General features: G+C 61.4%; 19 protein-coding genes and 1 pseudogene. 7 read left to right on the top strand and 13 right to left on the bottom strand.

Features of this window, described 5'->3' with window-relative positions; genetic code table 11:
* Positions 1–16: 16 nt before the first annotated feature.
* Both ACR65J_RS14635 and ACR65J_RS14630 read right to left on the bottom strand, forming a co-directional pair.
* Positions 17–427, bottom strand: a pseudogene (locus ACR65J_RS14635) (recombinase family protein); the annotation flags it as partial.
* Between the two features lie 112 nt (positions 428–539).
* On the bottom strand, positions 540–1,571 hold the full coding sequence (locus ACR65J_RS14630; RefSeq protein WP_440170262.1) for an FUSC family protein: 1,032 nt from the start codon (positions 1,569–1,571) through the stop codon (positions 540–542).
* On the opposite strand from ACR65J_RS14630, the gene ACR65J_RS14625 reads away from it, so the two are divergent.
* Positions 1,552–2,205, top strand: coding sequence for a MarR family winged helix-turn-helix transcriptional regulator (locus tag ACR65J_RS14625; protein WP_440170259.1), 654 nt, complete (start codon positions 1,552–1,554; stop codon positions 2,203–2,205). The two genes, ACR65J_RS14630 and ACR65J_RS14625, sit on opposite strands and share 20 nt — an antisense overlap.
* Before the next feature lie 95 nt (positions 2,206–2,300).
* Here the strand turns inward: ACR65J_RS14625 and ACR65J_RS14620 are convergent, their stop codons facing one another.
* Positions 2,301–3,212 carry a PaaX family transcriptional regulator gene (locus ACR65J_RS14620; protein ID WP_440170257.1) on the bottom strand — a complete coding sequence of 304 codons (912 nt, stop codon included), beginning with the start codon at positions 3,210–3,212 and terminating at the stop codon, positions 2,301–2,303.
* A gap of 143 nt (positions 3,213–3,355) precedes the next feature.
* Between ACR65J_RS14620 and ACR65J_RS14615 the strand changes: the two genes are divergently transcribed.
* Entirely contained in the window at positions 3,356–4,546 is a 1,191-nt protein-coding gene (locus ACR65J_RS14615; RefSeq protein ID WP_440170255.1) for a cytochrome P450, read from the top strand.
* A 62-nt stretch (positions 4,547–4,608) separates the two neighbouring features.
* On the opposite strand, the gene ACR65J_RS14610 is transcribed toward ACR65J_RS14615, so the two are convergent.
* The 3 genes from ACR65J_RS14610 to ACR65J_RS14600 are packed head-to-tail and all read right to left on the bottom strand — an operon-like array spanning position 4,609 to position 8,127.
* A complete protein-coding gene (locus ACR65J_RS14610) occupies positions 4,609–6,027 on the bottom strand; it encodes an MmgE/PrpD family protein (protein WP_440170252.1) in 1,419 nt (472 codons plus the stop codon).
* Complete coding sequence (locus ACR65J_RS14605) at positions 6,027–7,184, bottom strand: CapA family protein (protein WP_440170250.1); 1,158 nt, start codon at positions 7,182–7,184, stop codon at positions 6,027–6,029. Before ACR65J_RS14605 ends, ACR65J_RS14610 begins: the two co-directional genes overlap by 1 nt.
* 28 nt (positions 7,185–7,212) lie before the next feature.
* Complete coding sequence (locus ACR65J_RS14600; protein WP_440170248.1) at positions 7,213–8,127, bottom strand: PaaX family transcriptional regulator; 915 nt, start codon at positions 8,125–8,127, stop codon at positions 7,213–7,215.
* Between the two features lie 292 nt (positions 8,128–8,419).
* Between ACR65J_RS14600 and ACR65J_RS14595 the strand changes: the two genes are divergently transcribed.
* The 5 genes from ACR65J_RS14595 (at position 8,420) to ACR65J_RS14575 (ending at position 15,096) form a co-directional block, all read left to right on the top strand.
* Positions 8,420–9,499, top strand: a complete 1,080-nt coding sequence (locus ACR65J_RS14595) for an ABC transporter substrate-binding protein (RefSeq protein ID WP_440170246.1) — start codon at positions 8,420–8,422, stop codon at positions 9,497–9,499.
* A gap of 25 nt (positions 9,500–9,524) precedes the next feature.
* Entirely contained in the window at positions 9,525–10,373 is an 849-nt protein-coding gene (locus tag ACR65J_RS14590; RefSeq protein ID WP_440170243.1) for an ABC transporter ATP-binding protein, read from the top strand.
* Positions 10,370–11,185 (top strand): ABC transporter permease, encoded by an 816-nt coding sequence (locus ACR65J_RS14585; protein ID WP_440170240.1) that lies wholly within the window; start codon positions 10,370–10,372, stop codon positions 11,183–11,185. The genes ACR65J_RS14590 and ACR65J_RS14585 overlap by 4 nt, the downstream gene beginning before the upstream one ends.
* Complete coding sequence (locus ACR65J_RS14580) at positions 11,170–11,958, top strand: ABC transporter permease (RefSeq protein WP_440170238.1); 789 nt, start codon at positions 11,170–11,172, stop codon at positions 11,956–11,958. Before ACR65J_RS14585 ends, ACR65J_RS14580 begins: the two co-directional genes overlap by 16 nt.
* Before the next feature lie 276 nt (positions 11,959–12,234).
* Positions 12,235–15,096 carry a beta-glucosidase family protein gene (locus ACR65J_RS14575; protein ID WP_440170236.1) on the top strand — a complete coding sequence of 954 codons (2,862 nt, stop codon included), beginning with the start codon at positions 12,235–12,237 and terminating at the stop codon, positions 15,094–15,096.
* A gap of 71 nt (positions 15,097–15,167) precedes the next feature.
* Here the strand turns inward: ACR65J_RS14575 and ACR65J_RS14570 are convergent, their stop codons facing one another.
* The 7 genes from ACR65J_RS14570 to ACR65J_RS14540 form a co-directional block, all read right to left on the bottom strand.
* Entirely contained in the window at positions 15,168–16,397 is a 1,230-nt protein-coding gene (locus ACR65J_RS14570; protein WP_440170234.1) for a TetR/AcrR family transcriptional regulator, read from the bottom strand.
* A gap of 135 nt (positions 16,398–16,532) precedes the next feature.
* Positions 16,533–17,360, bottom strand: coding sequence for a fumarylacetoacetate hydrolase family protein (locus tag ACR65J_RS14565; protein WP_440170232.1), 828 nt, complete (start codon positions 17,358–17,360; stop codon positions 16,533–16,535).
* Positions 17,361–17,497: 137 nt separating this feature from the next.
* Positions 17,498–19,000, bottom strand: coding sequence for an NAD-dependent succinate-semialdehyde dehydrogenase (locus ACR65J_RS14560; protein ID WP_440170229.1), 1,503 nt, complete (start codon positions 18,998–19,000; stop codon positions 17,498–17,500).
* Between the two features lie 55 nt (positions 19,001–19,055).
* Positions 19,056–20,744 (bottom strand): thiamine pyrophosphate-dependent enzyme, encoded by a 1,689-nt coding sequence (locus ACR65J_RS14555; protein ID WP_440170226.1) that lies wholly within the window; start codon positions 20,742–20,744, stop codon positions 19,056–19,058.
* 160 nt (positions 20,745–20,904) lie between these two features.
* The gene (gene dmpG / locus ACR65J_RS14550; RefSeq protein ID WP_440170224.1) at positions 20,905–21,945 is read right to left on the bottom strand and encodes a 4-hydroxy-2-oxovalerate aldolase; all 1,041 of its coding nucleotides are present in this window, start codon (positions 21,943–21,945) and stop codon (positions 20,905–20,907) included.
* Complete coding sequence (locus ACR65J_RS14545; RefSeq protein WP_284980071.1) at positions 21,942–22,886, bottom strand: acetaldehyde dehydrogenase (acetylating); 945 nt, start codon at positions 22,884–22,886, stop codon at positions 21,942–21,944. Before ACR65J_RS14545 ends, dmpG begins: the two co-directional genes overlap by 4 nt.
* Positions 22,883–23,674, bottom strand: a complete 792-nt coding sequence (locus tag ACR65J_RS14540) for a 2-keto-4-pentenoate hydratase (protein ID WP_440170221.1) — start codon at positions 23,672–23,674, stop codon at positions 22,883–22,885. Before ACR65J_RS14540 ends, ACR65J_RS14545 begins: the two co-directional genes overlap by 4 nt.
* Between the last annotated feature and the right edge of the window lie 23 nt (positions 23,675–23,697).

The following is a 23,697-nucleotide window of genomic DNA, read 5'->3' as shown; positions in this document are numbered from 1 at the left end:
TCCACTGAACAGATGTGAGGGAGCGTTCGAATTCAGCGAAGGCGGCCATGACCGAGAGCATGAGGTCGGCCATGGGGGAGTCCTCGCCGGTGAAGACCAGGCTCACTTTGACGAACTCCACCCGAAGGCCCTTGCGGGTTTAAGCCCTGGACAAGGGCACGTGGGTCGTCGAGGTTGCGGGCGAGCCGGTCCAGATGTGCACGACCACGATGTCCCCGTCGCGGGCGAATCGCCACAGCTATGTGAACTGGGGCCTGGCCGTGTCTCTGCCGGAGGCCATGTCCGTGAAGACACGATCCAGAACCTGGTTGTCGAGCCGGCGTTTCTCGTTCTGGTCCAGCTTGCTCACGCGCACGTGCCCGATCCTCTGTCGGCCCTTGGCGCCTCCAACCCTCTTCCCGTCAGGTTGAGTATCAGGCCTGCCCAAGAAGAAGAGTCAAGGTATAGGAGCCTGTTCCCGTCAGGCTGGGGTGTGACTCAATCTGATGAGTCATTCCATCTCTAGTTCCCCGTAAGACCTCGTTTCCGCGCCAAAATAGCTAAGCCGCTTGTTCCTCCGGGTGCCGTAGGTCATGTGTCAGGACGATCAAGACCATCACAACTGACAAACCGATGCAGGTTTCCAGGGCGCGGTCGGCTAGTAGTGGGCCGAGTGGCTGTGGATGGTTGAGAAACATCATGCCGATGGTCAGGGGTGTGAGGAAGAGCATCGCCAGTCCGTAATTGCGGGCCACCATGAGCTCTGTCAGGGCAGTCAGCAAAGCCAGTACGACGATGAGGACAGGGCCTCCGGGCGCCCAAAAGAGTAAAAGTCCGCTGACGCCGATGCCAAGGAAGGTGCCTATCATTCGGTGGGTTGCCCTAGTCAGCTGCCCGGCCGTTGTCGCCCCGATTACTGGCACGATGGCAGTAACCATAGCCCAGTAGGGGTGCGCAAGACCGCCTGCAAGACTCAACATGCCTGCCGTAGCTGCAGCGATCAGGCAGGCAAGCGAGTGTGTGGCGATCAGGGGCAGCGGCAGGCGCCGGGGAGCGGCTGGTGCCTGCCGGCCCGGGACGCCGCCTCGACGTGGGCGGGTGACGGCCTCAAGGGCTCCTCCGACAATGGTCACGAGAATTGTAAGAACAGCTGAACCGGCGGCTGCCGCGGCAATCAGTGGTAGCCCTGTGTTTCCCGCAGGGGTGTAGGCGCTTACTGCAAAGGCGAAGACAAAGAAGAGGCAGCCGGAGGGTGTCCACTGGAGCAGGTCGGCTGCCGCAGAGCACAGGCAGGCGACAAGGGCTGTTGCCAGAACGGCGGTCCAGCCAGGAAGCTCTGCTGCGGATACGGCCGCCCCGGCAAGGATCAACAGGACCAGAACAGCTGAGGTCTGCAGTTGCATCGCGAGACGCCGGGGCAAAGAAGCGTTGCGCCCAAAAACTGCTCCCGTCGCTGCGAGTATCGCAAAGGGAGCCAGTTCGATCTTGTCCAATGACCACAGCACAAGGAGCGGCAGCAGGGCTGATGCCCCGGCTCGGACGGCGACCCGATGGGCGCCTGCGTGGGGACCGATGGCCAGGAGCTGTTTCACTCGCGGAATTGCAGTGACTGATGGTGATGTCACGATCCTCCAATTAAAAGTATTTCGCTGGCGAAGTACATTTACTCTACAGTACGGTTGCTACATGAGGGACTCGGTGGATGAGGTTGTGGAGCAATGGCGGCTAAGGCTGCCTTCGATTGAGGTGGAGGTGGCCGCCGTCTTGGGGCGTGTCCACCGGATATCGCGCATTGTTCAGCTGCAAAGCGAGGCGGTTCTTGAGAAGGCAGGCCTCACGCGGGGCGAATTTGACGTCCTGGCCGTTCTGATGAGGCACGGCCGCCCATTGGCTCCCACTGAAATCGCAGCCGCACTCTCGGCTTCTCCGGCCGGAACGACCAAGAGGGTGCAGAAGCTTCTCGCGGCTGGGTTGTTAACACGGAGACCGCACGAAAGCGACCGACGCAGCGCGCTATTGGATCTCACTCCGCGGGCCCGGCAGGAGATACCCCCGCTGCTCGAAGCGATCACCGGCATCGAGCGAGAATTGCTCGCAATATTGCCGCCGGAAGAAACTAGTCACCTTAACCACGCTCTAAGACTCTTGCTGGTGGAGTTGGAGTCCAAGGGGCTGGAGGCGCCTGGGAAGCTACCTCGCCAGCATTTTGCTAGCACCGGGCCCTAGGCATTATGGCGTTCCTGCCGGGTTGCGGGAAAGCTGCCAGGCGCCGCGGGATGTTCGGCGATTTCAAGACTAGGGTAGGCCGCCGGTCCCCACCGTCATTTTGCGGGGTCTCCGAGCGACTGCTCCAAGCCTGCGACTTCCTCCGTGCTGAGCGATCTGACCGATGGTATAAGTTCAGCCGCACTTTGTCCCACATGGTGACGCATGCGCGCCTCTGCGGCCGCCGCTAAGCCGTCGTAGGCTTGTTCGAACAGCGTTCGCGCCATAGCAAGCGGCCAGTCCGCCGGCAAAAGATCCACTGGCAAGTCCGGATGGTTTTCACCCAGGTTTCGCCAATCCCGAAGCGTCTCGATCCGCAGTCGAAGCGCATCGGTGGGAGAGATTTTGTTACCACGCAATGCATCAACAATCGGTGCCGTCCGTGCGATGAAAGACTCCAGTAGCGGCCTTACAGCTTCCAGCTCAAAGGCCGAAACAGGGTCACCCTCCCCACCGAAGGCAGCAGAGGCTGCGCCAGTGAAGACGGTGATGCGGTCAATGCCTATATTCAGCATTGCTTGACGGGAATCTTCCGCTAGCGGCCATGGACTGACCCAAACCCCGTCATACAACAGCCCGAACCCGGACTGTCGAAGAACTTGCCGAGCCTGATGTCTAAGGTGGCGTTGGTCCTCGCTCACTGAGAACGTTGCAACGGTCCAAGTGCCGTCCCATTCGCGAAGAACCCGGCCAAAGTCCACTATTTGCTTCAGGCGGCGCCGTTGACGGCTGTGGGCCGTCTCAGTCAGGGCATAGTAAGTGGACCTACCCCGCTTAGTAGGTTCCAGGAACCCCTGCCGGGCGACACGGCTTAATGCATTCCGTGAGGCTGTTTCGCTTAGGCCGAAGTCACCCAGAACATCTACGAAAAAGGTCGAAGGGACTTTGTCCTCAACACCCAGAAAGTAAGTGCCAAGGAGCGTCAGCAGGAACTGCTGCGAGCCATGCACCGGCTTTGCGTTAGTCATATGTCAGTTCTTCCATCTGGAACACCTCCCCGCAACTCTATCCTTGCCACTTGTCTTGACGCTAGTCACAACAACTGCGAACCTTAGACGAACTACAACACCAGTGTTGGTCGGCCGGAACGGCCGCTGTTAAGGAGGCAAAGGTGGCTCACCCCAAACATCCCAACGAATTCGATCCTCTCTATGACGAGACGTTTGATAATTCGCACGTCTACTACGAAGAGATGCGGAGGAACTGCCCTGTGGCTCATAGCGAGGCTTTCGGCGGCTTCTGGGCACTTTTCAAGTACGAGGACATCGTTAGGATCCAGACAGAGCACGAGAACTTCAGCACCGCTGAGAAAAACGTAGTCCCTCCGGCAACGCGGAATCAGGGACGGAGGCCACCGCTGCACTTCGACCCGCCGGAGCACGATGCGTACAGGCGGCCCGTCACACCGGTGTTCAACAAGAGTCGAATGGCTGTTCTTGAGCCCGAACTCCGCCGCTTCGCAGACGAGTTGATGGATCCCTTGGTAACCGAGGGAAGATTCGACTTCACCCTCGACTTCGCCGAGTACTTCGCGGCGAGGGCGTTCGGCTTGATCTTGAAACTCCCTTTGGACATGATGCTGCGCGCAAGGGAAGTGCAGGTGCAGTATTACCGGGCGCAGATGGCAATGGACAAGGAACGGGTGATCAAGTGGAGCGATGAGCTTTACCGTGTGGCCAATGACTTAGTGAATGACCGGAAAAAGAACCTTCTTGATCCCAATGAAGACCTCATTTCGGCGTTGCTGCTTGCCGGCGAAAACGGGGAGGCCATATCTGAGGAGATGGTAGTGGCAAGCATCCGGCAGTTCCTGTCCGCATCGCAAGCCGCCCCAGGAGCAGTTCTGGGAAGTATCGCGGCGCATCTGGCCCAGGATTCGAAGCTGCAGCAAAACCTCCGGGAGAATCCGCATCGTATTCCTGACGCGGTGGAAGAATTTCTTCGTCTCTATTCCCCCTATCGTGTATTCGCGCGCACAGCTATCCACGACGAAAATATCCGCGGCAGGGACATTCCCTCCGGAGAGCCCATCGCCATGATCTTTCCCTCGGCGAACCGGGATGAAGATGTCTTTGAGAACCCCCACGAGTTCAGCATGGACCGCAAGCCCAACAAGCACATTGCCTTCGGCAGGGGTCCCCACCGCTGCCCCGCTTCATCGCTGGCGAGACTCGAACTGTGCGTTGCGACTGAGGCACTGTTATCGAAGACTGCCTCTTTCGAGTTGGATGGGGAGATTAAGATGACGGATTGGCTGGAGTTCGGCCCTTCATCGACGCCGTTGAAGGTCGTCGCCGCCTGACCGTTCCTGCGCTCGGACCTGTCCGTGCCCCGCTGTCTTTGGGCGGGGCACGGACACATCTTTTAGGCGTGGGTTGAGGCGTTGCCCGTGGTGCGGGAAGTGCCCTGGTCCAGCAGGCCTGTGACGGGAATATCGTCGTGGAGCCAGGACCGGATTTGGCGGCCAACGCTGTCCACTTCTTCGGGTCCGACAGTTGCATCCGCGCATGCATGGACCTTCTGCTGCAGGTCATGCCACGTGAAGGGCTGTGACGGCCCTCCGGGCGCAATGGCGTGTGCCTCCATGTACTGGCCCTGTTTCCTTTGGACAACGACCCTGGCTGACGGAGCAATGGTGAAGGATCTCTCTTCTTCTTCCCCGACAGCTATCTTTATGAGCGAGGCGAGTCGAACCACCTCGGGAATGGCAAAATTTGCCGCTTCGAGTGCTGCATAATGGCTGGGATCGTTGCCCCCCAGGACAAGTCGCATGGCAAGGCTGATGTGGAGACTGAATTGCGCTCCGGTCATGTCTGTGACGTGGGCTCCCAGCTGGCCGCAGTGGTCAGCTGTGGTTTTGTCCGTATAGACGGTGATGCTGGCTACGTCGTCGGGTTCAAGTCCCTGTCGGCGGAGTTTTTCGAGTGCCGCAATAGGTGCGTGGTTACCCGTGCAGGTGCTCCATGATTTCACTCCGAGTCCGTCAAGATGCCAGTCGTCCCCAAGCCTGCGGCTCACCCTGTCCAAGGACACCCTCCTGCCGCCGAAGGCTTGAGCGAATCCCCTTCGTCCTTCAAGCGATTCAAGGGGGGCCGTGAGACCAAGCTGTGCCAGGTTGGCCGCCCTGATTCCATTTGAGGCGGCGAGTCCTGCATGTATGCGTTTGATTTCACCACCTGTGCGCGTGAACTCAGTGGTGCCTCCTGCTTGGGCGGCGGCAATGCCAAGTGCGTGCTGGGCTGCACGTTCCTCCAAGCCAAGGAGGCTAATGGCCGCAGCCGCCGCTCCGATGACCCCGAACACACTTGTGACGTGAAAGCCCCGGTCCTGTGTCATTTCCGGAGACATCGCGAGGCCCAGCCGGATTATCGTCTCTGTTCCAGCAGAGATGGCAGTCAGCGCTGCACGACTTCCGACGTTCAGTTCATCTCCCAGGGCAAGGACGGTGGGAACGACGGCACACCCAGCGTGGACGGCCGCGGATACATGGTAGTCATCGAGCTCAAGTCCATGCATGGCTGTTGCGTTGACAAACGCAGCCTGGGCAGCCCGGAGCCTGTGCCTTATGCCGATGACAGAGCTCCGGCCGGGAACTCCTTCTTTGAGGGCGTAGTCCCGTGCGGCTTTGGTCCAGGACCGGTCGCTGCCTGCATGCATTGCCCCGTAACCGTCCAACACCTGACGGGCTGCCTGCTCGCATACCTCGCCGGGAACGTCTTCCCAGCGAAGGCCGGCAGCAAAGGCTGCAAGTTCTTCAGTCAAGCCTCTGTGTGTGCCCTCCATCAGAGGTTGACCTGTGACAGGTCCACCGGGCGTACCTCATCACCTTCGCGTCTGTAGTCCGTTTCGAGTCCAGCCTCTTTGCTGATGGTGCGCATGTAGTCCACAACCTGCTCGAACCGCTCGTCCTTGCCGCTCAGAAGCTCCGTCTGCGAGTTGTCATTGATCCATCCAGGTAAGAAACCAAACCCCGCAAGCTTTCCGTCCTCGACCACGAGTTTGGCAACGATCGTCTTCCGGGAGTCAGGGGGGAAGTTGAAGGTGGAATGGAAGTTGGGAATCCAGCCAGGGTTAAGTGCCAGAATCTCCTGGAAGGCCGGTGTGGCAACTTGTTCCGGCGTCACCCGGGTGTCCATCGCAAAATTGGCGAGACTGTAGAAGATGGGCACACCGCGGAATATCTCAATCCCTTTGAGGATGTGGGCGTGGTGCCCGATGATCGCATCGGCACCGGCCTCGATGGCCGCGTGCGCTACGTCCCGCTGGTAGTCGGCGATCTGTGCCGGGATGAAATGAATTCCCCAATGAACCGACACGACGACAAAGCGTCCCAGCAGCTTTTCGCGCTTGATGTCCTGCACCAGGTTGGCCAGGTCTTCCCGATGCGGAAACGTGTGAATACGCGCTGGCGTACCTGGCTGATCGTGCTCCACCTGTTCATAGACGGTAAAAGCCCGCATTGGGGCGCATCCGGGCCGATTATCAGTTGCCCAGAAGCTGTGGGGCAACACCGAGCTGTAGGAAAGAAAAGAAATTTCGGTTGTTCCGTGTTGCACTACTGCGGGACGCCGTGCTGCTCTGATGTCCGCGCCGACGCCCACTACTTTGGCTCCGGCTGCGGCAAGGTGGCGTGCAGTGTCGAGCATGGCCTCAGCCCCGAAGTCCATGCAGTGGTTTCCTGCGAAGGAAATGACATCGAGGCCTGCCTCCACCAATGCTTTCGCGTCACTGGGTTTTGCCTTTACCGTATGCCGCACCTGCGGCAGCCTCGAACCTTGGTCCGAGAGGACGAACTCGAGTTGGCCGAAGGTCACGTCTGCTGACTGTAGAACCTCCCGGTTCAGTTCAAAGAGTTCTGACGCGTCCTCCCGGTCCGGGCCTATGTCCCCCACCGCCAAAACAGTCAGCGGTTCATTTTCGGTGTGGGTAGTGGTTGTCATGTGTCCCTTTCTTGATCAAAGACGTACATCAGGTCCTGCCGGTCAAAGGGCCCAGGCCCCGAGCCGGCAGGTGCAAATCGAGCAGTTCAACGCTCGTCATGGAGCGAACCTCTCCGGCCAGATCCGCGGAGAACTCCGTAAGGAGGGTGCGAAACCGGTGATCAGCGAGTTCGGAAAGGCCGTCATATATTTCTAGGAAAGCCTCGCGCGCTCTCTGTACCGGCCAGTCGTGGGGGAGCAGCCCGGCTGGGAGCAATGGATCGTGGTCGGGGAAGAAACGCCACTGATGCATCACGCGCGCCCGCTGCCGGAGCGCCTCGGCGGAACCGACCCTGCCAGCACGGATGTCCGCCCTCAGGGTCCGCGAGGCCTCGATGAATTGGTCATACTTGTCTCGAAGGGCCTCCAAGGAGAAGACGCTCACGGGATCAATGCCACCGAACGCCGCGTCCACTACTGCCCCGGAGAGCAGTGTGAGCTTCGGGACGTCGAAATCTCCGAGAGCTTTGCGTGCCTGTTCACGCAGCGTGCCTGGTCGCACCCACACGCCGTCATAAAGTACGGCGAACCTCATGGCCGATAAGCGGGAACGTACAACGTGGCGATGTGCCCGAAGATTCTCCGGCACAGAGAACAAGACAACTGTCCAGGTACCGTCCCACGGTTCAGGGTTGTCCCCGAAATTGACGATCTCACTGAGGCGCTCCGCATGGTGGACGTGAGCCTCAGGGCTCAGGTGATAGTAGGTGTTCCTTCCTGGCCTATGCACTTCCAAAAAGCCCCGTCCGGCCAGACGGCTCAGTCCGTTTCTGGCACCCACCGCTGTTACATCGAACTCCTGCAGCAGCTTCACCAGGAAGCCGGACGGTATGGGCCGCTTTTGACCAAGGAAATAGGTTCCAATGAGGGTCAGCAGCAGGTCCTGGGAGCCCCGAGCAGCCATTTAGATGCTGCTCACGTAAGTCACCCCAGCGAACACAGCAAGGTCGTCGGGGAGCAATCGGACCGGTCTTAGCGCATACATACTTCACACTCCTCACTTAGAACAGCTAAAAGGCTCGCACTCCTTGTTACGAACGTCAACCAGTCTGATGAATATTGCTACATTCGGTATGTCCGGAACGTGTCGGGTGGAAGCGTAATTCTCGTCAGAGTTGTTGACGATCGTTATGAGGTTTGCGATAGTTACTGGACACTCATGGTGTCGTGCACATCACATTGATCTAGGAGTAGTTGTGAAAAAACGGTCAACGTTGCCCGCTTTCCTCGGAGCAATCGCCGCGTCAGCCCTTGTCCTTACTGGGTGTGCTGGTGGATCCGCGAGCGAAAAAAGCGCAGATCCGCAGCAGTTGAAAGTGGGATTGTTCTCACCGGACGTGACCTTCGGGGCCTTCTACGCGGCTATCGGCCCCGACGGTGAACTCACCAAGGTCCTCAAGGATCGGAACGTTGAATTGAAAATCGAAACGATTCCTTCAGGTTCAAATCTCGTCGCTGCTCTTGCCAGCGGGTCAGTTGATGCCGCTATCGTTCCTGGCACCTCTGTCCTGGGCGTTGCTTCGCAGGGCGGACAGATGGTCCCGCTGATGAACATGTTCGATGGTCCTTCCCAGCAGATCATCGGCAATTCTTCGTCCAAGCTTGGCGGCCCTGGCGACATCAAGGTTTTCGACAAGAAACGCTGGGCCTTCACCCGCGTCGGTTCGATCTCTGAGATAAGTGCCAAACTTACGGCAGAAAGTGCCGGCCTAAGCTGGACGAACCAGGAGCGCCTGCCCTTGGGCAGCGGATCGGAAACCCAGGCAGTGCTTGAATCAGGCAGGGCTGACGTCCTGTCTACCTCTCCAAACAATGCCGCGACCGCCGTCGAGTCGGGCGCCGCTTATCTCGTGGCCAATCCCCAGGAAGATGAAACACTTCCCATCGCGAAACAGCTGAACGCAGTCTTTGCCTCATCTCCCACTTTCACTAAGGCGCATCCAGAGCTGACCCAGGACATCGTCACCGCCCTGGTCAAGGAACTCAACGTGCTCGCAGCGGCAAAGTCGCCGGCCGATTCCCTGGCTCCAATGAGCGGCGACTTCAAGAACGCCGTCGGTAAGTCCTGGGACCTTCAGTGGCAGTACTCGAAGTCGGGCTTCAGCAGGGCAACCGGCGGATTCTCACAGAAGGAAGTCGACCAGACGTTGGCGGGTGCCAAACTCGTAAATGTCGTCAAGGAAGATTTCAATCCGGCTCCCGGGCTCTTTGACAACTCCTACGTTCGCACGGCCTATGACAAGTTATCCCTTAAGACGCCGTCGGACCTCTCCTAACCCGCAGCGAAACGAAAGCAGTCCCATGGCATGGAATCAGGCAATGCACGCTCCGGCGCAAACCGCCGCAACCAAGTCCCCAGCAATCGACATTGCAGGTCTTACACAGACGTACGCGTCCAAGATGGGCACCCACACCGCCATCCGGGGCGTCAACCTCTCAATAGGCGAGGGTGAGTTTGTCTCAATCGTCGGCCCTTCGGGATGTGGAAAGTCCACCATCCTGTACCTGGTCGCAGGGCTAAGGGAACCCTCCGAGGGCCGCATCAACGTCCTGGGGCGTGCGGTCGATGCGCGAAAAGGACCCCACCCGGATGTTGGCTTTGTCTTCCAACGCGACGCGCTCCTGCCGTGGAAGACGTCGCTCCAGAATGTCGCCCTCGGGCTGCGCTACCGCGGGATGGCAAAAAAGGAAGCCAACGTGCAAGCCCGCGAGTGGCTGGAGCGGGTTGGTCTCCACGGGCGTGGAGACTCCTATCCGCACCAACTTTCCGGAGGCATGCGGAAGAGGGTCTCGATCGCAGCCAGTCTGGCACTGAAGCCCAAAATCCTGCTCATGGACGAGCCTTTCAGTGCCCTAGACGCCCAAACTCGCAACCTGATGGAGAACGACCTCCTGAAACTGTGGGAGGAAGACCGGCAGACCGTTGTGTTCGTAACCCATGACCTGGAGGAAGCGGTGGGTCTGTCCGATCGCGTGGTTACCATGACGCGGGGACCGGGCTCCGTACTCACCGACCGGAAGGTGGCCATATCCCGCCCCCGGAACCTCCTGGAGCTGCGCTTCGATCCCGAGTTCACGCACATGCACGAGGAACTCTGGAGCGACCTGCGGGAACAGGTCATGGGGTCCGGACTGAGGAGCGGCGCATGACTGCCGCCCCCCTCGATGGCCAGAGGACTGCGGCAGCGAGGATCAAAAGGCGCGCTAACCCGGCGGTGCAAGTCGTAACCGCCCAGGTTCTCATTTGGGGTGCGCTTATCCTGGTTTGGCATTTGACCGCCGTCACCGTCCCCGGCATGGCGTCCCTGATCGGATCGCCCCAACTGGTCGTCGAAAGACTCGGCAAATGGGCTGCAGACCCTGCATTTTGGTCCAATGCAGGAACAACAGTCACCAGTGCCCTGACGGGCTTTGTGGCAGGCGCTGCAGCCGCGTGCCTTTTGGTGGCGATTACCTGGCCATTCCCCCTGATGCGCCGGTTTCTGGCTCCGTTCCTCATCATCGCGAACGCAGTGCCCCGTGTAGCGCTGGCACCTTTGTTCATCTTGTGGTTCGGCATTGGAACAACGTCAGCGGCAATGTTCGTGACGTCCATCATCTTTCTTATCGTCTACCTCAACGTCTTCAACGGTTTGTCCTCAATCGACACGATCTATGACCAGAATGCCCGCGTCCTTGGTGCCGGCAGGATGTGGCGCGCAACCTCCGTGTATGTCCCCGCCGTCATGGGATGGCTGATGAGCAGCCTCCGCCTCGCCCTCATATGGGCCATCCTCGGAGCCGCTCTGGCCGAGTACCTGGCCGGCTCAAGAGGCCTTGGCTCCTATCTCGCGCGCGGCAACATCCTTGGTCAGCCGGACCTCCTGCTTGGCGCCGCAATTGTTATAGCCATGTTGTCGCTGTTAGCAGACCGCGCCTTGGCAATCATCGAAAGGAGATTTACCCAGTGGCGGCTATTTTAGGTGCGCGCAGGAGTTCGAAGGCACTCATGGTCCTGGCCCAACTCCTCTTCGTTGTCGGCTTGCTGGCAGGCTGGCAGGTTCTCGCAACCAATGGAGCCCTCAATGCCTTCGTAGTGGGAACGCCGATGAAGATTGGCGCCAACATATGGCAATGGCTGCAGGACGGAAGCCTCGTCGCTCAAACAGCAGCAACAGTGATAGTCACCCTGGTGGGCTACGGTGCGGCGCTGGTTGCGGGAGTAGCCGTCGGCACCGTCGCGGGAACCTTTCCCAGCGTGGGCAGGATCATCTCACCCTTTATCACTTTTTGGCAGGGATTTCCCAGGCTCGTCTTCTACCCCTTTTTCGCGGTCGCACTGGGCTACACCATCGCTTCGCGGATGATTCACGTCGCCTTCGTCGTCATTTTCATCATCATTGTCAGCACCGCTGCCGGAGTAGCAGACGTCGACCCGGACATCCGGCACAACGCCCGTATTCTGGGGGCCAACCGGTGGCAGGTAATCAGGGACACCAGACTCCCTGCGGCCGTACTGTGGGTGGGAACCTCCGCCCGCATCACCTTCGGTTTCGCCATTCAGGCCGCCATCGTAGCCGAATTCACCGGCGCCGGCTCCGGTCTCGGGTACCTCATGGTGGTTGGGCAGAACAGCTTCGACGTCAACGTCGTTTGGGCTGCAACAGTCGCCGCGATCGTGGTTGCTGCAGTTGTGGATCGCAGCCTCCTGCTCGTCCAGAATTACTTTTCCCGCTGGCAATCCGACCAGCGCTAACCGCCGGGCCGGGCCTCCCGAGCAGGAACTGAAGGCATGCCCGGCTAGCGGCGACAAGGGCGTTACGCTCCATGACGACACCGCTGCCCTAAAAACCGACCGATTGTTAGCAAACTCGTCCTGGTATGTGCGGTAATGGACATGCCAGCCCATACCGACTTCCCCTCACGGTGGCCTTGAGCCGCAGCTGGCAAATCTCGTAACCCCACAGTCAAGGAGGACTCAGTGCAGAAATTCCTATTCTCAGCTCCGGCTGAGCGGCGCAGGTACAGACGAGTGGTCACATCTGTCGTTGGGAGTATCATCGTCGCCACCACCCTCGCCCCGGCCGCTGCAGTGGCCGCGCCCACGACACCTGAACCGACATCCCCGCCCATGGCCGCCGACGCTCCGTGGACCAAAACCGTCAAGTGGATCGCCGGTAATGCAACCCCCAGCGAGGAAATCGATCTGATCGAGGGGAGCTTCGCAAACAAGTTCGGCATCGACGCCACCACCGATCCCGATCCTCACGGTCAAGCAGGATATGTCAAGGGCATTCCCCGCCTGGGCGTCCCCGAGGCGCGCCACGTAGATGCCCAGGGAATCGAAGTATTTGCTGAAGCAACTGCATTCCCTACCCGCCTGGGACTTGCCGCCTCCTTCGACCCGGAGGCAATCGCTGCTTTCGGCAAAACCTCAGCGCGGGAGGGTCTGGCTCTGGGCCAGGACCTGATTTATGCACCGCAGACTGACATCGCCAGAACTCCTTCGTGGCGCCGAAACATGACCGCGTACAGCGAAGACGCATACCTTGCCAAAAGGTTCACCGCGGACGAGATCAATGCTATCCAAGGGACCGGGCTAATGGCCCAGGTCAAGCACGTCGGCATGTACAACGGACAGGAACAATCAACACCGTCGCTGGTAGGAGAACAGGCGGCCAGGGAGATGTACCTCGCCCCTGCCGAGGCTGCGGTTAAGGACGGCAAGGTGTCATCCCTGATGTGCTCCTACGCCACGTTCCAGATCCTCGACTATCAGGGCAGCCCGCACTATGCCTGCTCCAACGAAGGAATGCTCCAGGGCATCATCAAGGGGGAGTGGAACTTCAAGGGCTGGGTCACCACCGATTACAACGCCGCCAAGAGCACCTCGGACCTCGTGGCCGGGACTGACCAGGAATTTCTCACCAGCTTCCTGAGCGGGAAGAACCTTATCCCGCTCATCGACCCGGCCTCCCCGTCGTACGACAAGGCCTATGCCGACGCCGCGAAAGAAGCCGTCGCACGGATCGTTTACCAGTATGAACGGTTCGGGCTTCTTGACAACACAAAGATTCCAGCGGCACAGCGCTCGAACGTGAAGCAGCACGGAAACTCTGAAAAATCCGACCTGAACGCGAACGTTGATAAAGCCGAAGGCATCAAGCAAGCGCTGAAGCTGTCTGAAGACGCAGCCGTCCTGCTCAAAAACAACAACGCAACCCTCCCTCTCGGAACCGGCAGCAAAGTCGCAGTCACGGGAGTAGCGGCAAATCTGCTGCCTGCAAGCCCCGGAGGTGAGCGGTCAACCGGGTTCAGTGACCGGGTCGCCATCAGCCCCTTCGACGCGATGACTTCCCTGGCCGGCAGCAACGTCACCCACACACCCGGTGACGACATTTGGGGCGAGCCGGTGCCGGCGTCTGCACTGAGCCAGGACCCCACGGGTGACAAGCCGGGCCTGACCCGTACCCGTACGAGTGCTGACGGTACCGTCACTACCGCCACGGACCCCGCCCTTGACGGAAACGTCAAGGGCCTGGTCAAGGGCGATACCTACACGTGGACCGGTTACGTGAACGTCCCGGAGGGCGGCAGTTACCGGCTCCTCGTCCAGCGGCCCTACGGCTACGACACAGGGGACCGAAACGCCTTCAACCATGGAATTCGGAACGTGGAACCAACAGCAGTTCCCCAGGGGTTCGGCTTACCTCCCGCCACGACTGCACCTCCTAAGGCAGTCACCCTCACCGTCGACGGCGCCGCACTTAAACTGTCCGATCCTGACAGCAAGATGACGCCCAACGACTACCCTGCAGTCTCAACGGACAAAACCATCAAGACTGTCGCAGCCAATGGCCAGTACCTCGGCGTTGCCAACCAGGCCGGCACGACGAACCTGACTCCCGGCAGGCACAAGGTGGAAATCAGCTATACCCCCCATGATGGCCTGGCGTCCGACCCTGCCATCCGGTTCGCATGGTCCAACACGGATACGGCGCTTGCCGCCGCGGCTGAGGTGGCTAAGTCCAACGACACGACAGTGGTCTTCGTCGATGATGCGAACACAACAACCGGCGATGGCGGAAGCTCCCCCCTCACTGACGTGGCACAGCTTGCAGCCTCACAGAACCGTCTGGTCTCCACCGTCGCTGCAGCCGCGCACGTCGCCGGCCACAAGGTCGTCGTCGTGCTCAACACTGGCTCCGCCGTGCAGATGCCGTGGATCAACGACGTTGATGCTGCTCTGGAAATGTGGTACCCCGGCCAGGAAGGCGGAACAGCAACAGCCAACGTCCTGTACGGCAAGGTAAACCCCTCCGGCAAGCTCACAATGTCCTTCCCTGTCGACAGCAAGCAGACCCTGTTTGCAGGACACCCGGAACGGTCCGCTGGAACTCAGGACGCGGGCGAAGCCCAGAAAACCATCAAGTGGTCTGAAGGCCTCAATATGGGCTATCGGTGGTTCACTGACCCGGCAGCCAACGCCGCCGCGGTTAAACCACTGTTCGCATTCGGCCACGGCCTGAGTTATACCGATTTCTCCTATTCGGGTCTGGGAGTAACCCCGGCCGCGGACGGCGGCCTGGACGTCTCCTTCACGGTGACAAACCAGGGAACCAAGGATGGCGCTGACTCCGCCCAGGTCTATCTGGGGAAGTCCCCTGATCTCCGCAGCAGTGTCGCCCAGACAGCGATGAAGATGGTCCAGTTCGGCAAGGTTTATCTCCCCGCAGGTACCAGTCAGAAGCTCTCGCTGCACGTCGACCCCAAGGACCTTTCGTCTTGGGATGCATCGAAGGGGGAGTGGGTACGGGGGACCGGCACCCGCAGCGTGGCCGTCGGGGCAGCCTCCGATGACCTCCTCCTGCAAACCACCACGGCGGTGAAGTAAACCCAGGCCAAGGGGCGAGGGCCCGGAGCTGCGGAAGCAGGTTCGGGCCCTCGCCTGGTCTCAGGGCTACTTCAGGAACCTGAATCGCGAAGGGCGGTCTTCGCCAGGCTGCCGAGGTGCGCCTCCATGTCGGAGGCCACGTCGACGGACATGGGGTCGTACAGCCAGCCAATCCGCAACCCATCCAGCAGCGCGGCCAACCAAACCCCCTCGGTGGCCGGATCGGACAATCCCAGACCCCCAGCAGCCAGTGCAAAGTCAGACCTGGACCGTTGCAGCCGCTCGTCGACGTAGTCGTGAGCGGGATGATCTGCCGGGCGCGCTTCGCTTGCCAGAACGACGGACAGCCTGAGCATGCTGGCGGAACTCAATTCGTAGGTTGCGGTTTTGACGAGATGGTCCCAAAAGCTGTCAGTCTCAAGCTCGCTGTCCCGGGCGTCGTCCAAAGAGCGGCGCCAGCGGTTTATGACCGCGATGAGCAGATGCTCCTTGGTGGCAAAGTGATGGAAGACGGTGGATTTTGCGATCCCGGCGCGGCGGCTGATGTCGGCCAGGCTGGTGTTGTGATAGCCCTCGCCCGAAAAGAGGTCAACGGCTGCGCGCAAGAGGCAATCGCGGGTTTGTCTGCCGGCCGAATACCCGTCCTTGTCCAGCTCGCGGACCCGGGGCGGGGCAGCAGGTGCGATATTTGGAAGTGAGCTGCCGAATCCGCGTGGAATCCTTCCTGCCATCTGTTCCAGACGTCGGCGAAGCATCGCCGGGACGTTGACGTCAGGCGAATATAGGGAATGCAGTTGCAGGCCATCCCACGCAGCCTGAAAACGCCTGGCTTCTCCAACCACGTCTATGTCCTGGGGCAACTCCCCGCGCTCGACAGCACTGAGGAAATGGTTTGTGATCACGTCCTGCACGCGTCTGGCCCGTTCAACGAAGCGAAGATGCGCCGGATGATCGGGGTTGCTCGCCTCACCCAGAAGGACACTGTAGACCTCCGAGTAGCCTTCCAATTGCTGGTTGCGCTCCGCGAGCTCGGCGAATACGTCGAGGCTCACCATGGTGTCCGCCATGACCGGGCCGCCCTCGGCTCGTCGTTCCCGGAGCCCGTCCAGCACGGCTGTGAGCAGATCTTCCTTTGAAGGGAAATAACGCAACAACCCCTGCATCGAGATCCCGGCTTCCCGTGCGACCTGGCGCAAGGAAATGCTCCAGTAACCCTTTTGTGCAAAAAGTTGACCGGCAGCCCTGACGATCGCGTCATGGCGGGCTGCCCCGTTCCGGGTACGGCGCACTGGGCTGTTCACCCATACACCATCTCACGTCTCATTTTCACGGGCGGTTTCCGGGCCCGTGAAAGAACCGTGGGCGTTACGCGGCGGACGAAAGATGGCTCAGGGTGCGTTGCAAAGGCCAGCCCCCGGACCCTGCTAACTCGCCGATCAAGCTTCCTTGACCACCCGGTTTCGCAGCTGGCCCAGGCCTTCGACGGTGGTGACCAGGACCTGGCCCTCCTGCAGGTAGCGCTTGGGGTCCTGGGCGTGGCCCACGCCGCCAGGGGTGCCCGTGGAAATCACGTCGCCCGGATTCAGCGTAATGATCCTGGAGATGTAGGAGACCAGGAACTCCGGGGTGAACACCAGGTCCGAGGTAGGGGTGCTCTGTTGGACTTCGCCGTCCACGGCTGAGGTCATCAGGGGGCCCGGCAGGAACTCGTCCTGAGTGAGCATAGCCGGCCCGAATGGCGTGGACTTTTCCCAAGTCTTGCCCTGCAGCCACTGCACGGTGCGGAACTGGTAGTCACGCATGCTGACGTCGTTCAGCACTGAATACCCGGCGATGTGATCCCCCGCCTGGGCTTCGGGAATCCGCCGCCCGGCCCTACCGATCACGACGGCGAGCTCGGCCTCCCAGTCCACGGTGTCCGATTCCTCCGGCAGGATCAGGTCGTCGTTCGGACCGATCAGGGACTCGGCGTATTTGGCGAACAGTGTGGGGTACGCCGGAACATCATGCCCCATCTCTTCGATGTGGTTCCGATAGTTTTGGCCCACGCAGATGATCTTGCCCGGGGACGGCACGACGGCGGCGAGATCGGCGCCGTCATAGGGGTGCGTTGTGCCCTCAGCTGTCTTCGCAGTGCTCTCCCAGTTGGGGTCTTTCAGCAGGGCGCCGACATCGGAAAAGCCGGGAATCTCGGTGAGGGTGTCGCCGTCCTGCCGGACCGCTGTGGTGACGCCATTGCCAAGGCGGAGCGTGAGGAGTTTCATTGCTTGCTGTGTCCTTGAAAGTAGGTGCGGTGGGAAAGCGCCTGGTCCTTGGGAGTGCCCCCTGGCTGGATGGTTCTCAGTCGCCCAGCCGAGGTAGCCGCATTCGGGGGCCAAGCGGTTGCAGCTCCCATGCCTGTTCACGCGGTGTAGGGGTCGCTGATACCGATGTATTGGGTAGTGGTGTATTCGGCGATGCCTTCGGAGCCGCCTTCACGGCCGAGACCTGATTGCTTGACGCCGCCGAAGGGTGCTGCGGCGTTGGAGATGACGCCGGCGTTGAAGCCGACCATGCCGAACTCGATCTGTTCCGCCACTCGGAGGAGCCGGTTGAAGTCGCGGCTGTAGAGGTAGGACGCGAGCCCGTACTCGGTGTTGTTGGCGAGCCGGATGGCGTCTTCTTCGGTGGTGAAGGTGGTGACGGGTGCGACGGGGCCGAAGATTTCCTGGCCCAGGATCGCGGCATCGTTCGGGACGTCGGCAAGGACGGTGGGCTGGTAGAAGTAGCCTGGCCCGTCGAGCGGTGCACCGCCGGTCACGGCGACGGCTCCGGCATCGACGGCGGCCGTGACCAGGGCGTGTACGTCATCCCGGGCGCCGGCGTCGATCAGGGGCCCGACTTTCGTTTCCGGGTCGGTGCCGCGGCCCGTGGCCAGGGCCCCCATGGCGGCGGCGAACTTGCGGGTGAATTCCTGGGCTACGGATGCGTGGACGAGGAACCGGTTGGCGGCGGTGCAGGCTTCACCCATGTTCCTCATCTTCGCCGCCATGGCACCCTCGACGGCAGCGTCGAGGTCGGCGTCCTCGAACACAATGAACGGCGCGTTCCCGCCGAGTTCCATGGAGGTGCGCAGCACATTCTGCGCAGCGTCTGCCATCAGCTGCTTACCGACAGGTGTGGAGCCGGTGAAGGAGACCTTGCGCAGGCGGGAATCCTTCAGCAGGGGACCCGATATGCCCGACGCTGAGGCGGAGGCGACGACGTTCAGGACCCCGGCGGGCAGGCCGGCATCGAGCATGGTCTGCGCGAAGTACTGCGCTGTGAGCGGGGTGAGTTTGGCCGGTTTGAGGACCATGGTGCAACCGGCGGCGACGGCGGGGGCGACTTTGCGGGTGGCCATGGCGAGCGGGAAGTTCCAAGGGGTGATGAGCAGGCAGGGTCCGACGGGTTTGTGCTGGACCAGGATCTTGTTCTTGCCTTCCGGGGTGGTGAGGTAGCGGCCGTAGTCTCGGACGGTTTCCTCGGAGAACCAGCGCAGGAACTCCGCACCATAAGTGACTTCGCCGCGTGCCTCGGCAAGGGGCTTGCCCATTTCCAGGGTCATCAGCAGCGCGAAGTCCTCGGCACGTTCGGTGACCAGGTCGAAGGCGCGGCGCAGGATCTCGGCCCGCACGCGGGGCGCGGTGCGCGCCCACTCGGCCTGTGCCCTGTCAGCAGCGTCCAGGGCAGCGATGGCGTCCTCGCTGGTAGCGGAGGCGAGGGTGGCGAGCACCTGGCCGGTGGCGGGATCCTGCACATCGAAAGTGCCGTCGTCGGATGCCTCCCGCCATTCACCATCGATCAGCAACCCGGTGGGCACGGCTGCCAGCAGGGAAGTCTCCCGCTCACGCGGGTCAGCAGGGGACAGCTCAGAAACAGTCATAAGGAAATCCTTTAAAGGTAGGGTTTTCGAGAGGCGGAAACACCGGAGGGCGTCTTTAGTAGTAGGCCTTGACTCGTTGCTCAACCAGGAGGTGGATGAGTGCGAACACCTTGTCCTCGTCTATCGCCTTGAGGGCGGTGGTGATGGCATCGGGAACATCGGCGTCGCGTTCGACTTTGATGCCGAAGCCGCCGAAGGCCCGTGCCATGAGAGCGAAGTCGGGATTTTTGAGCTGCGTTCCCGAGACCCGGTATGGGTAGTGGCGTTCCTGGTGTGTGCGGATGGTTCCGTATTCCTGGTTGTCCATCACGATCACCAAGGGGGTTGCGCCGTACTGGGCTGCAGTGGCCAGTTCCTGACCGTTCATCAGGAATTCGCCGTCGCCGGCGATGGTGACCACACGCCTGCCCGGGTACTCCAGTGACGCGGCGATTGCGGAAGGAACGGAGTACCCCATGGAGCCATTGCGCGCGCTGATCATCGATGCATACCGCTGGGTGGGGAAGTAGCGGTGGGCCCAGTTGGTGTGCTCGCCGGCACCTAGGGTAACCATGGCGTCCACCGGCAGCGTGGGGACAAGATTGGCCATCAGGGTGTCCATGCGGGCCTGGCCTTCGCTGGGAGTTGCTGGCGGGAGGGCGGCGAAAGCTTCCTGCTCCCCGCGCATCCTCGCTGTCCAGGTCTGCCACTCGCTTTTGACCGGGAGTTCGATCTTGGCCAGGTCGCGCACGAAAACATCGGGCTTGGCCACGATCTGGTAGGAGACAGGGCCGGAACGGCCCCGGAGTGACGGGTCGATGGTGACCAGGAAGTTCTTCTTGTTCCAGTCCTGCCGGCACAGGAACCCGTCGGTGATGACATCGCCCGGCACTGTTCCCACAAAGACAAGCAGGTCGGTTTCCTCCAGCAGGTCATATGTCGGGCGGGGCCGTCCGTAGCCGATGGGTCCAACGTAGGAGGGGGAGTCGAAGGGGACGGTGCCTTGGGTACGCCATTCGGCTGCTGCGGGGATGTGGTGCTTTTCCAGCCAGCGGGTGAGCTGGTCTGCGCCTTCCTGTGTCCAGTCATTGCCGCCGGTGACAAAAAGGGGCTTGCTGGACGCGGCCAAGGCCTTCGCAAGGGCCTCAGAATCGACTGTTGTCATACCGCCAGTGGCCACCGGAATCGGGGGATGCAGCTCGGCGCTGATCTGCTGCCGGATCACATCCTCCGGCAAGCCCACCACGACTGGGCCGGGCCTGCCGCTCATGGCCGCGAAAAGCGCTTCCGCGACGATCTCCGATGCCCTTTGGGCGTGATCGAGGACCATGACGCGCTTGGCTCCGGTATCGAACCAGGCCTTGATATCGAACTCCTGGAACGCCTCGCGATCCCGATGCGCGAAGGGAATCAGCCCGACGAACAGCACCATCGGGGTCGAGTCCTGCCACGCCGTGTGCAGACCAACGTGCGCATTAGCCGCACCGGGGCCCCGGGTTACCATCGCTATACCCGGCAGCTGGTTCATTTTGCCGTCAGCTTCGGCCATGTACGTTGCCCCGCCCTCGTGACGGCAGACAATCGTCTCAATTGGCGAGTCGTGGAGGCCGTCCAAGACGTCCAAGAAGCTCTCACCGGGCACGACGTGGGTCCGTCTGATGCCGTGGGCGACCAGGGTATCGACAATGACGTGTCCGGCCGACTTCTGGCCAGTTTCCGGGGCAACCTGAATGTTCAGAGCGTTTTGCAGCAGTGCTTCAGTCATCGTGCTGCCTTCCTGTTGGTCGCTGTGCGGGCGGCAGAGGGAAGCTGGGCGGGGCGCGGGGGAGAGGGGAGCGTCATTGCTTTCCTGTCGAGGAAGGGGGGGGTATGGGGGGTGCGGCGAGCCCGCAGGCACCGGAGTGCCTGCGGGCTCATGTGCGTGGTTAGGCGTGTGCTGCGGTCTTGATCAGGTCGAGGGCGACGTCGGCGATCATGTCTTCCTGGCCCCCGATCAGCTTTCGGCGGCCTACTTCGACGAGGATGTCTCTGGCGTCCAGGCCGTAAGTGTCGGCTGCCCGCTCCGCGTGGCGAAGGAAGCTGGAGTAGACACCGGCGTAGCCCAGCGTGAGTGTTTGCCGGTCGACCTGCACGGGTCGGTCGTGCAGCGGGCGGACCAGTTCGTCGGCTGCGTCCTGAAGGGCAAACAGGTCGGCCCCATGATGCCAGCCTTGCAGAGTGGCAACCGCGGCGAAGGGTTCGATCGGGGTGTTGCCGGCTCCGGCGCCGTGCCCTGCCAAGGAGGCGTCCACCCGGTAGGCGCCCTCCTCGACGGCGACCACTGAGTTCGCCACGGCCAGGGACAGGTTCTGGTGGGCGTGGATGCCGATCTCGGTTTCGGGCCTGAGGGCTTGCCGGTATGCCTTGACCCGTGATCGGACCCCATCCATGGTGAGGCCTCCACCGGAGTCGGTGACGTAAACGCAGTTAGCGCCGTAGGACTCCATCAATAGGGCCTGCTTGATGAGTTCCTCAGCGGGGATCATGTGGGACATCATCAGGAACCCGGAGACATCCATGCCGATTTCCCGCGCCGTGCTGATGTGCTGGGCGGAGACGTCTGCTTCGGTGCAGTGAGTGGCGACGCGAACTGATCGGACGCCCAGGTCGTAGGCGTGCTTGAGTTCCTTGACCGTGCCGATTCCCGGCAGGATCAGGGTCGTCAGGCGTGCGTTCTTTACGACGTCTGCTGCTGCCTCGATCCATTCCCAGTCGGTGTGGCTCCCGGGGCCGTACGTGAGGCTGCTGCCCGCGAGGCCGTCGCCGTGGGAGACCTCGATCGCGTCAACGCCCGCGGCGTCCAGGGCAGCGGCAATTTTGCGGGTGTTTTCGATGGAGATCCGGTGCCGGACGGCGTGCATGCCGTCCCTGAGGGTCACGTCCTGAAGGAAGACCTTGGCGGGATTCGTGTCGTTGTGGCTGCTCATCGGGTTGCTCCCTCTCGTGCGGTGACCAGGCGTTCGGCGACGCGCAGCGCGGCCGAGGTCATGATGTCCAGGTTGCCGGCGTAGGACGGCAGGTAATGGGCCGCCCCTTCTACTTCCAGGAACACGCTGACGCGTGTGTAGCTTCCTGTGCGGCGCTCCTCGGGGATGAGGGCCTCGACGTCGGTCCCTTCGTCCTGGAACTGGACGCTTTGCTTGAGCCGGTATCCCGGCACGTATTCGGCCACTGATCCGACCATCTGGGCGACGGATTCCTCGACCGCGGCCCGTCCGGCCTCATCCAGCCGGTCCACGAGGCAGAGGACAGTGTCGCGCATGATGACGGGCGGGTCGGCGGGGTTTAGGACGATGATTGCTTTGCCCGCGGCGGCGCCGCCGACGTTCACGATCGCTTCGGATGTCGTTTCGGTGAACTCGTCGATGTTGGCCCGGGTTCCGGGGCCGGCTGATTTCGACGAGATGGAGGCGACGATCTCGGCGTAGTGGACAGGGGCTGCCTTGCCGACTGCCGCGACCACCGGGATGGTGGCCTGGCCGCCGCAGGTAACCATGTTGACGTCGGGGGCGTCCAGGTGTTCGTCCAGGTTTACGGGTGGAACGACGAAGGGTCCGATGGCTGCCGGAGTGAGGTCGATCAGCCTTTTGCCGTAGGGTTCGAGTTTCTCGGCGTTGTAGCGGTGGGCGCCGGCTGAGGTGGCGTCAAAGATGACCTCGATGTCCTGGAATTCGGGCATAGCGATCAGGCCTTCGACGCCGTCGGCCGTGGTGGCCACACCGATCCGGCGGGCGCGGGCAAGGCCGTCGGAGGCGGGGTCAATGCCGACGAAGACCCCCATTTCAAGGTGCTGCGAGAGCCTCTTGATTTTGAACATGAGGTCGGTTCCGATATTTCCGGATCCGATGATCGCGACTTTTGCGGTCATGGCTTCTCCTGGTTGAGTACGGCCCGGACGGTCCCGAGACCGGTGATGGTCGCTTCGATTGGTTCGTTGGGGAGGAAGGGGATCATGGGCCCCAGGGCGCCGGAGAGAATGATCTCCCCGGCGCGGAGCGGCCTGCCCAAGTCAGCAGCCGTTTGGGCCACCCAGACCAGCGCGTTCAGAGGGTCTCCGAGGCAGGCTGCCCCGTTCCCTCGCGATGCTTCCTCCCCGTTGCGGGTCATGGCCATGGTTACGTCGGCGGGGACGAATTCATTGAGCTTTGCCCGCTGCTCGCCGATGACGAACAGGCCGCTGGAGGCGTTGTCAGCGACGGTGTCGACGATGCCGATATCCCAGTTACTGATCCGGCTGTCAACGATTTCCAGGGCCGGTGCCGCGTAGTCCACTGCGCGCCGCACCTTTTCGGGGTCCGGATCGTCGATATCTTCAGCGAGGATGAACGCGATCTCAGCCTCGATCCGCGGGGCGATTAGCCGGTGCCCGGTGACGATTCCGTCAGCGGGCACCTGCATTTCGTCCAGCAGGACACCGAAATCCGGTTGATCCACCCCGAGCTGCGCCTGAACGGCCGGCGAGGTGAGCCCGACCTTCCTGCCCACGCGCATGGCGCCACGTTCGGTGCGGCGCTGGATGCCCAGCTCCTGAACTGTATAGGCCGATGCCAGGTCATCACCGAGGACATCCCGAACAGGGGGACAAGGCGTACCGGAAAGGAGGGCCTCCGTCAGCTGCTCATCAGCTGTGACCACGGGGGATTGGGTGAGCGTCATTTTGTTGCCTCGCAGGGGTGAAG

It is taken from the genome of Arthrobacter sp. SAFR-044, from assembly GCF_059414985.1.
This window is presented reverse-complemented; position numbering and strand designations above follow the sequence as displayed.

What these genes read in the sequence shown, in the direction of transcription:
- ACR65J_RS14625 (WP_440170259.1), top strand. Translation starts at nt 1,552, where the DNA reads ATGGCCAGGAGCTGTTTCACTCGCGGAATTGCAGTGACTGATGGTGAT.
- ACR65J_RS14620 (WP_440170257.1), bottom strand. Translation starts at nt 3,212, where the DNA reads ATGACTAACGCAAAGCCGGTGCATGGCTCGCAGCAGTTCCTGCTGACG.
- ACR65J_RS14610 (WP_440170252.1), bottom strand. Translation starts at nt 6,027, where the DNA reads ATGGAGGGCACACACAGAGGCTTGACTGAAGAACTTGCAGCCTTTGCT.
- ACR65J_RS14605 (WP_440170250.1), bottom strand. Translation starts at nt 7,184, where the DNA reads ATGACAACCACTACCCACACCGAAAATGAACCGCTGACTGTTTTGGCG.
- ACR65J_RS14600 (WP_440170248.1), bottom strand. Translation starts at nt 8,127, where the DNA reads ATGGCTGCTCGGGGCTCCCAGGACCTGCTGCTGACCCTCATTGGAACC.
- ACR65J_RS14590 (WP_440170243.1), top strand. Translation starts at nt 9,525, where the DNA reads ATGGCATGGAATCAGGCAATGCACGCTCCGGCGCAAACCGCCGCAACC.
- ACR65J_RS14585 (WP_440170240.1), top strand. Translation starts at nt 10,370, where the DNA reads ATGACTGCCGCCCCCCTCGATGGCCAGAGGACTGCGGCAGCGAGGATC.
- ACR65J_RS14565 (WP_440170232.1), bottom strand. Translation starts at nt 17,360, where the DNA reads ATGAAACTCCTCACGCTCCGCCTTGGCAATGGCGTCACCACAGCGGTC.
- ACR65J_RS14560 (WP_440170229.1), bottom strand. Translation starts at nt 19,000, where the DNA reads ATGACTGTTTCTGAGCTGTCCCCTGCTGACCCGCGTGAGCGGGAGACT.
- ACR65J_RS14555 (WP_440170226.1), bottom strand. Translation starts at nt 20,744, where the DNA reads ATGACTGAAGCACTGCTGCAAAACGCTCTGAACATTCAGGTTGCCCCG.
- dmpG (WP_440170224.1), bottom strand. Translation starts at nt 21,945, where the DNA reads ATGAGCAGCCACAACGACACGAATCCCGCCAAGGTCTTCCTTCAGGAC.
- ACR65J_RS14545 (WP_284980071.1), bottom strand. Translation starts at nt 22,886, where the DNA reads ATGACCGCAAAAGTCGCGATCATCGGATCCGGAAATATCGGAACCGAC.
- ACR65J_RS14540 (WP_440170221.1), bottom strand. Translation starts at nt 23,674, where the DNA reads ATGACGCTCACCCAATCCCCCGTGGTCACAGCTGATGAGCAGCTGACG.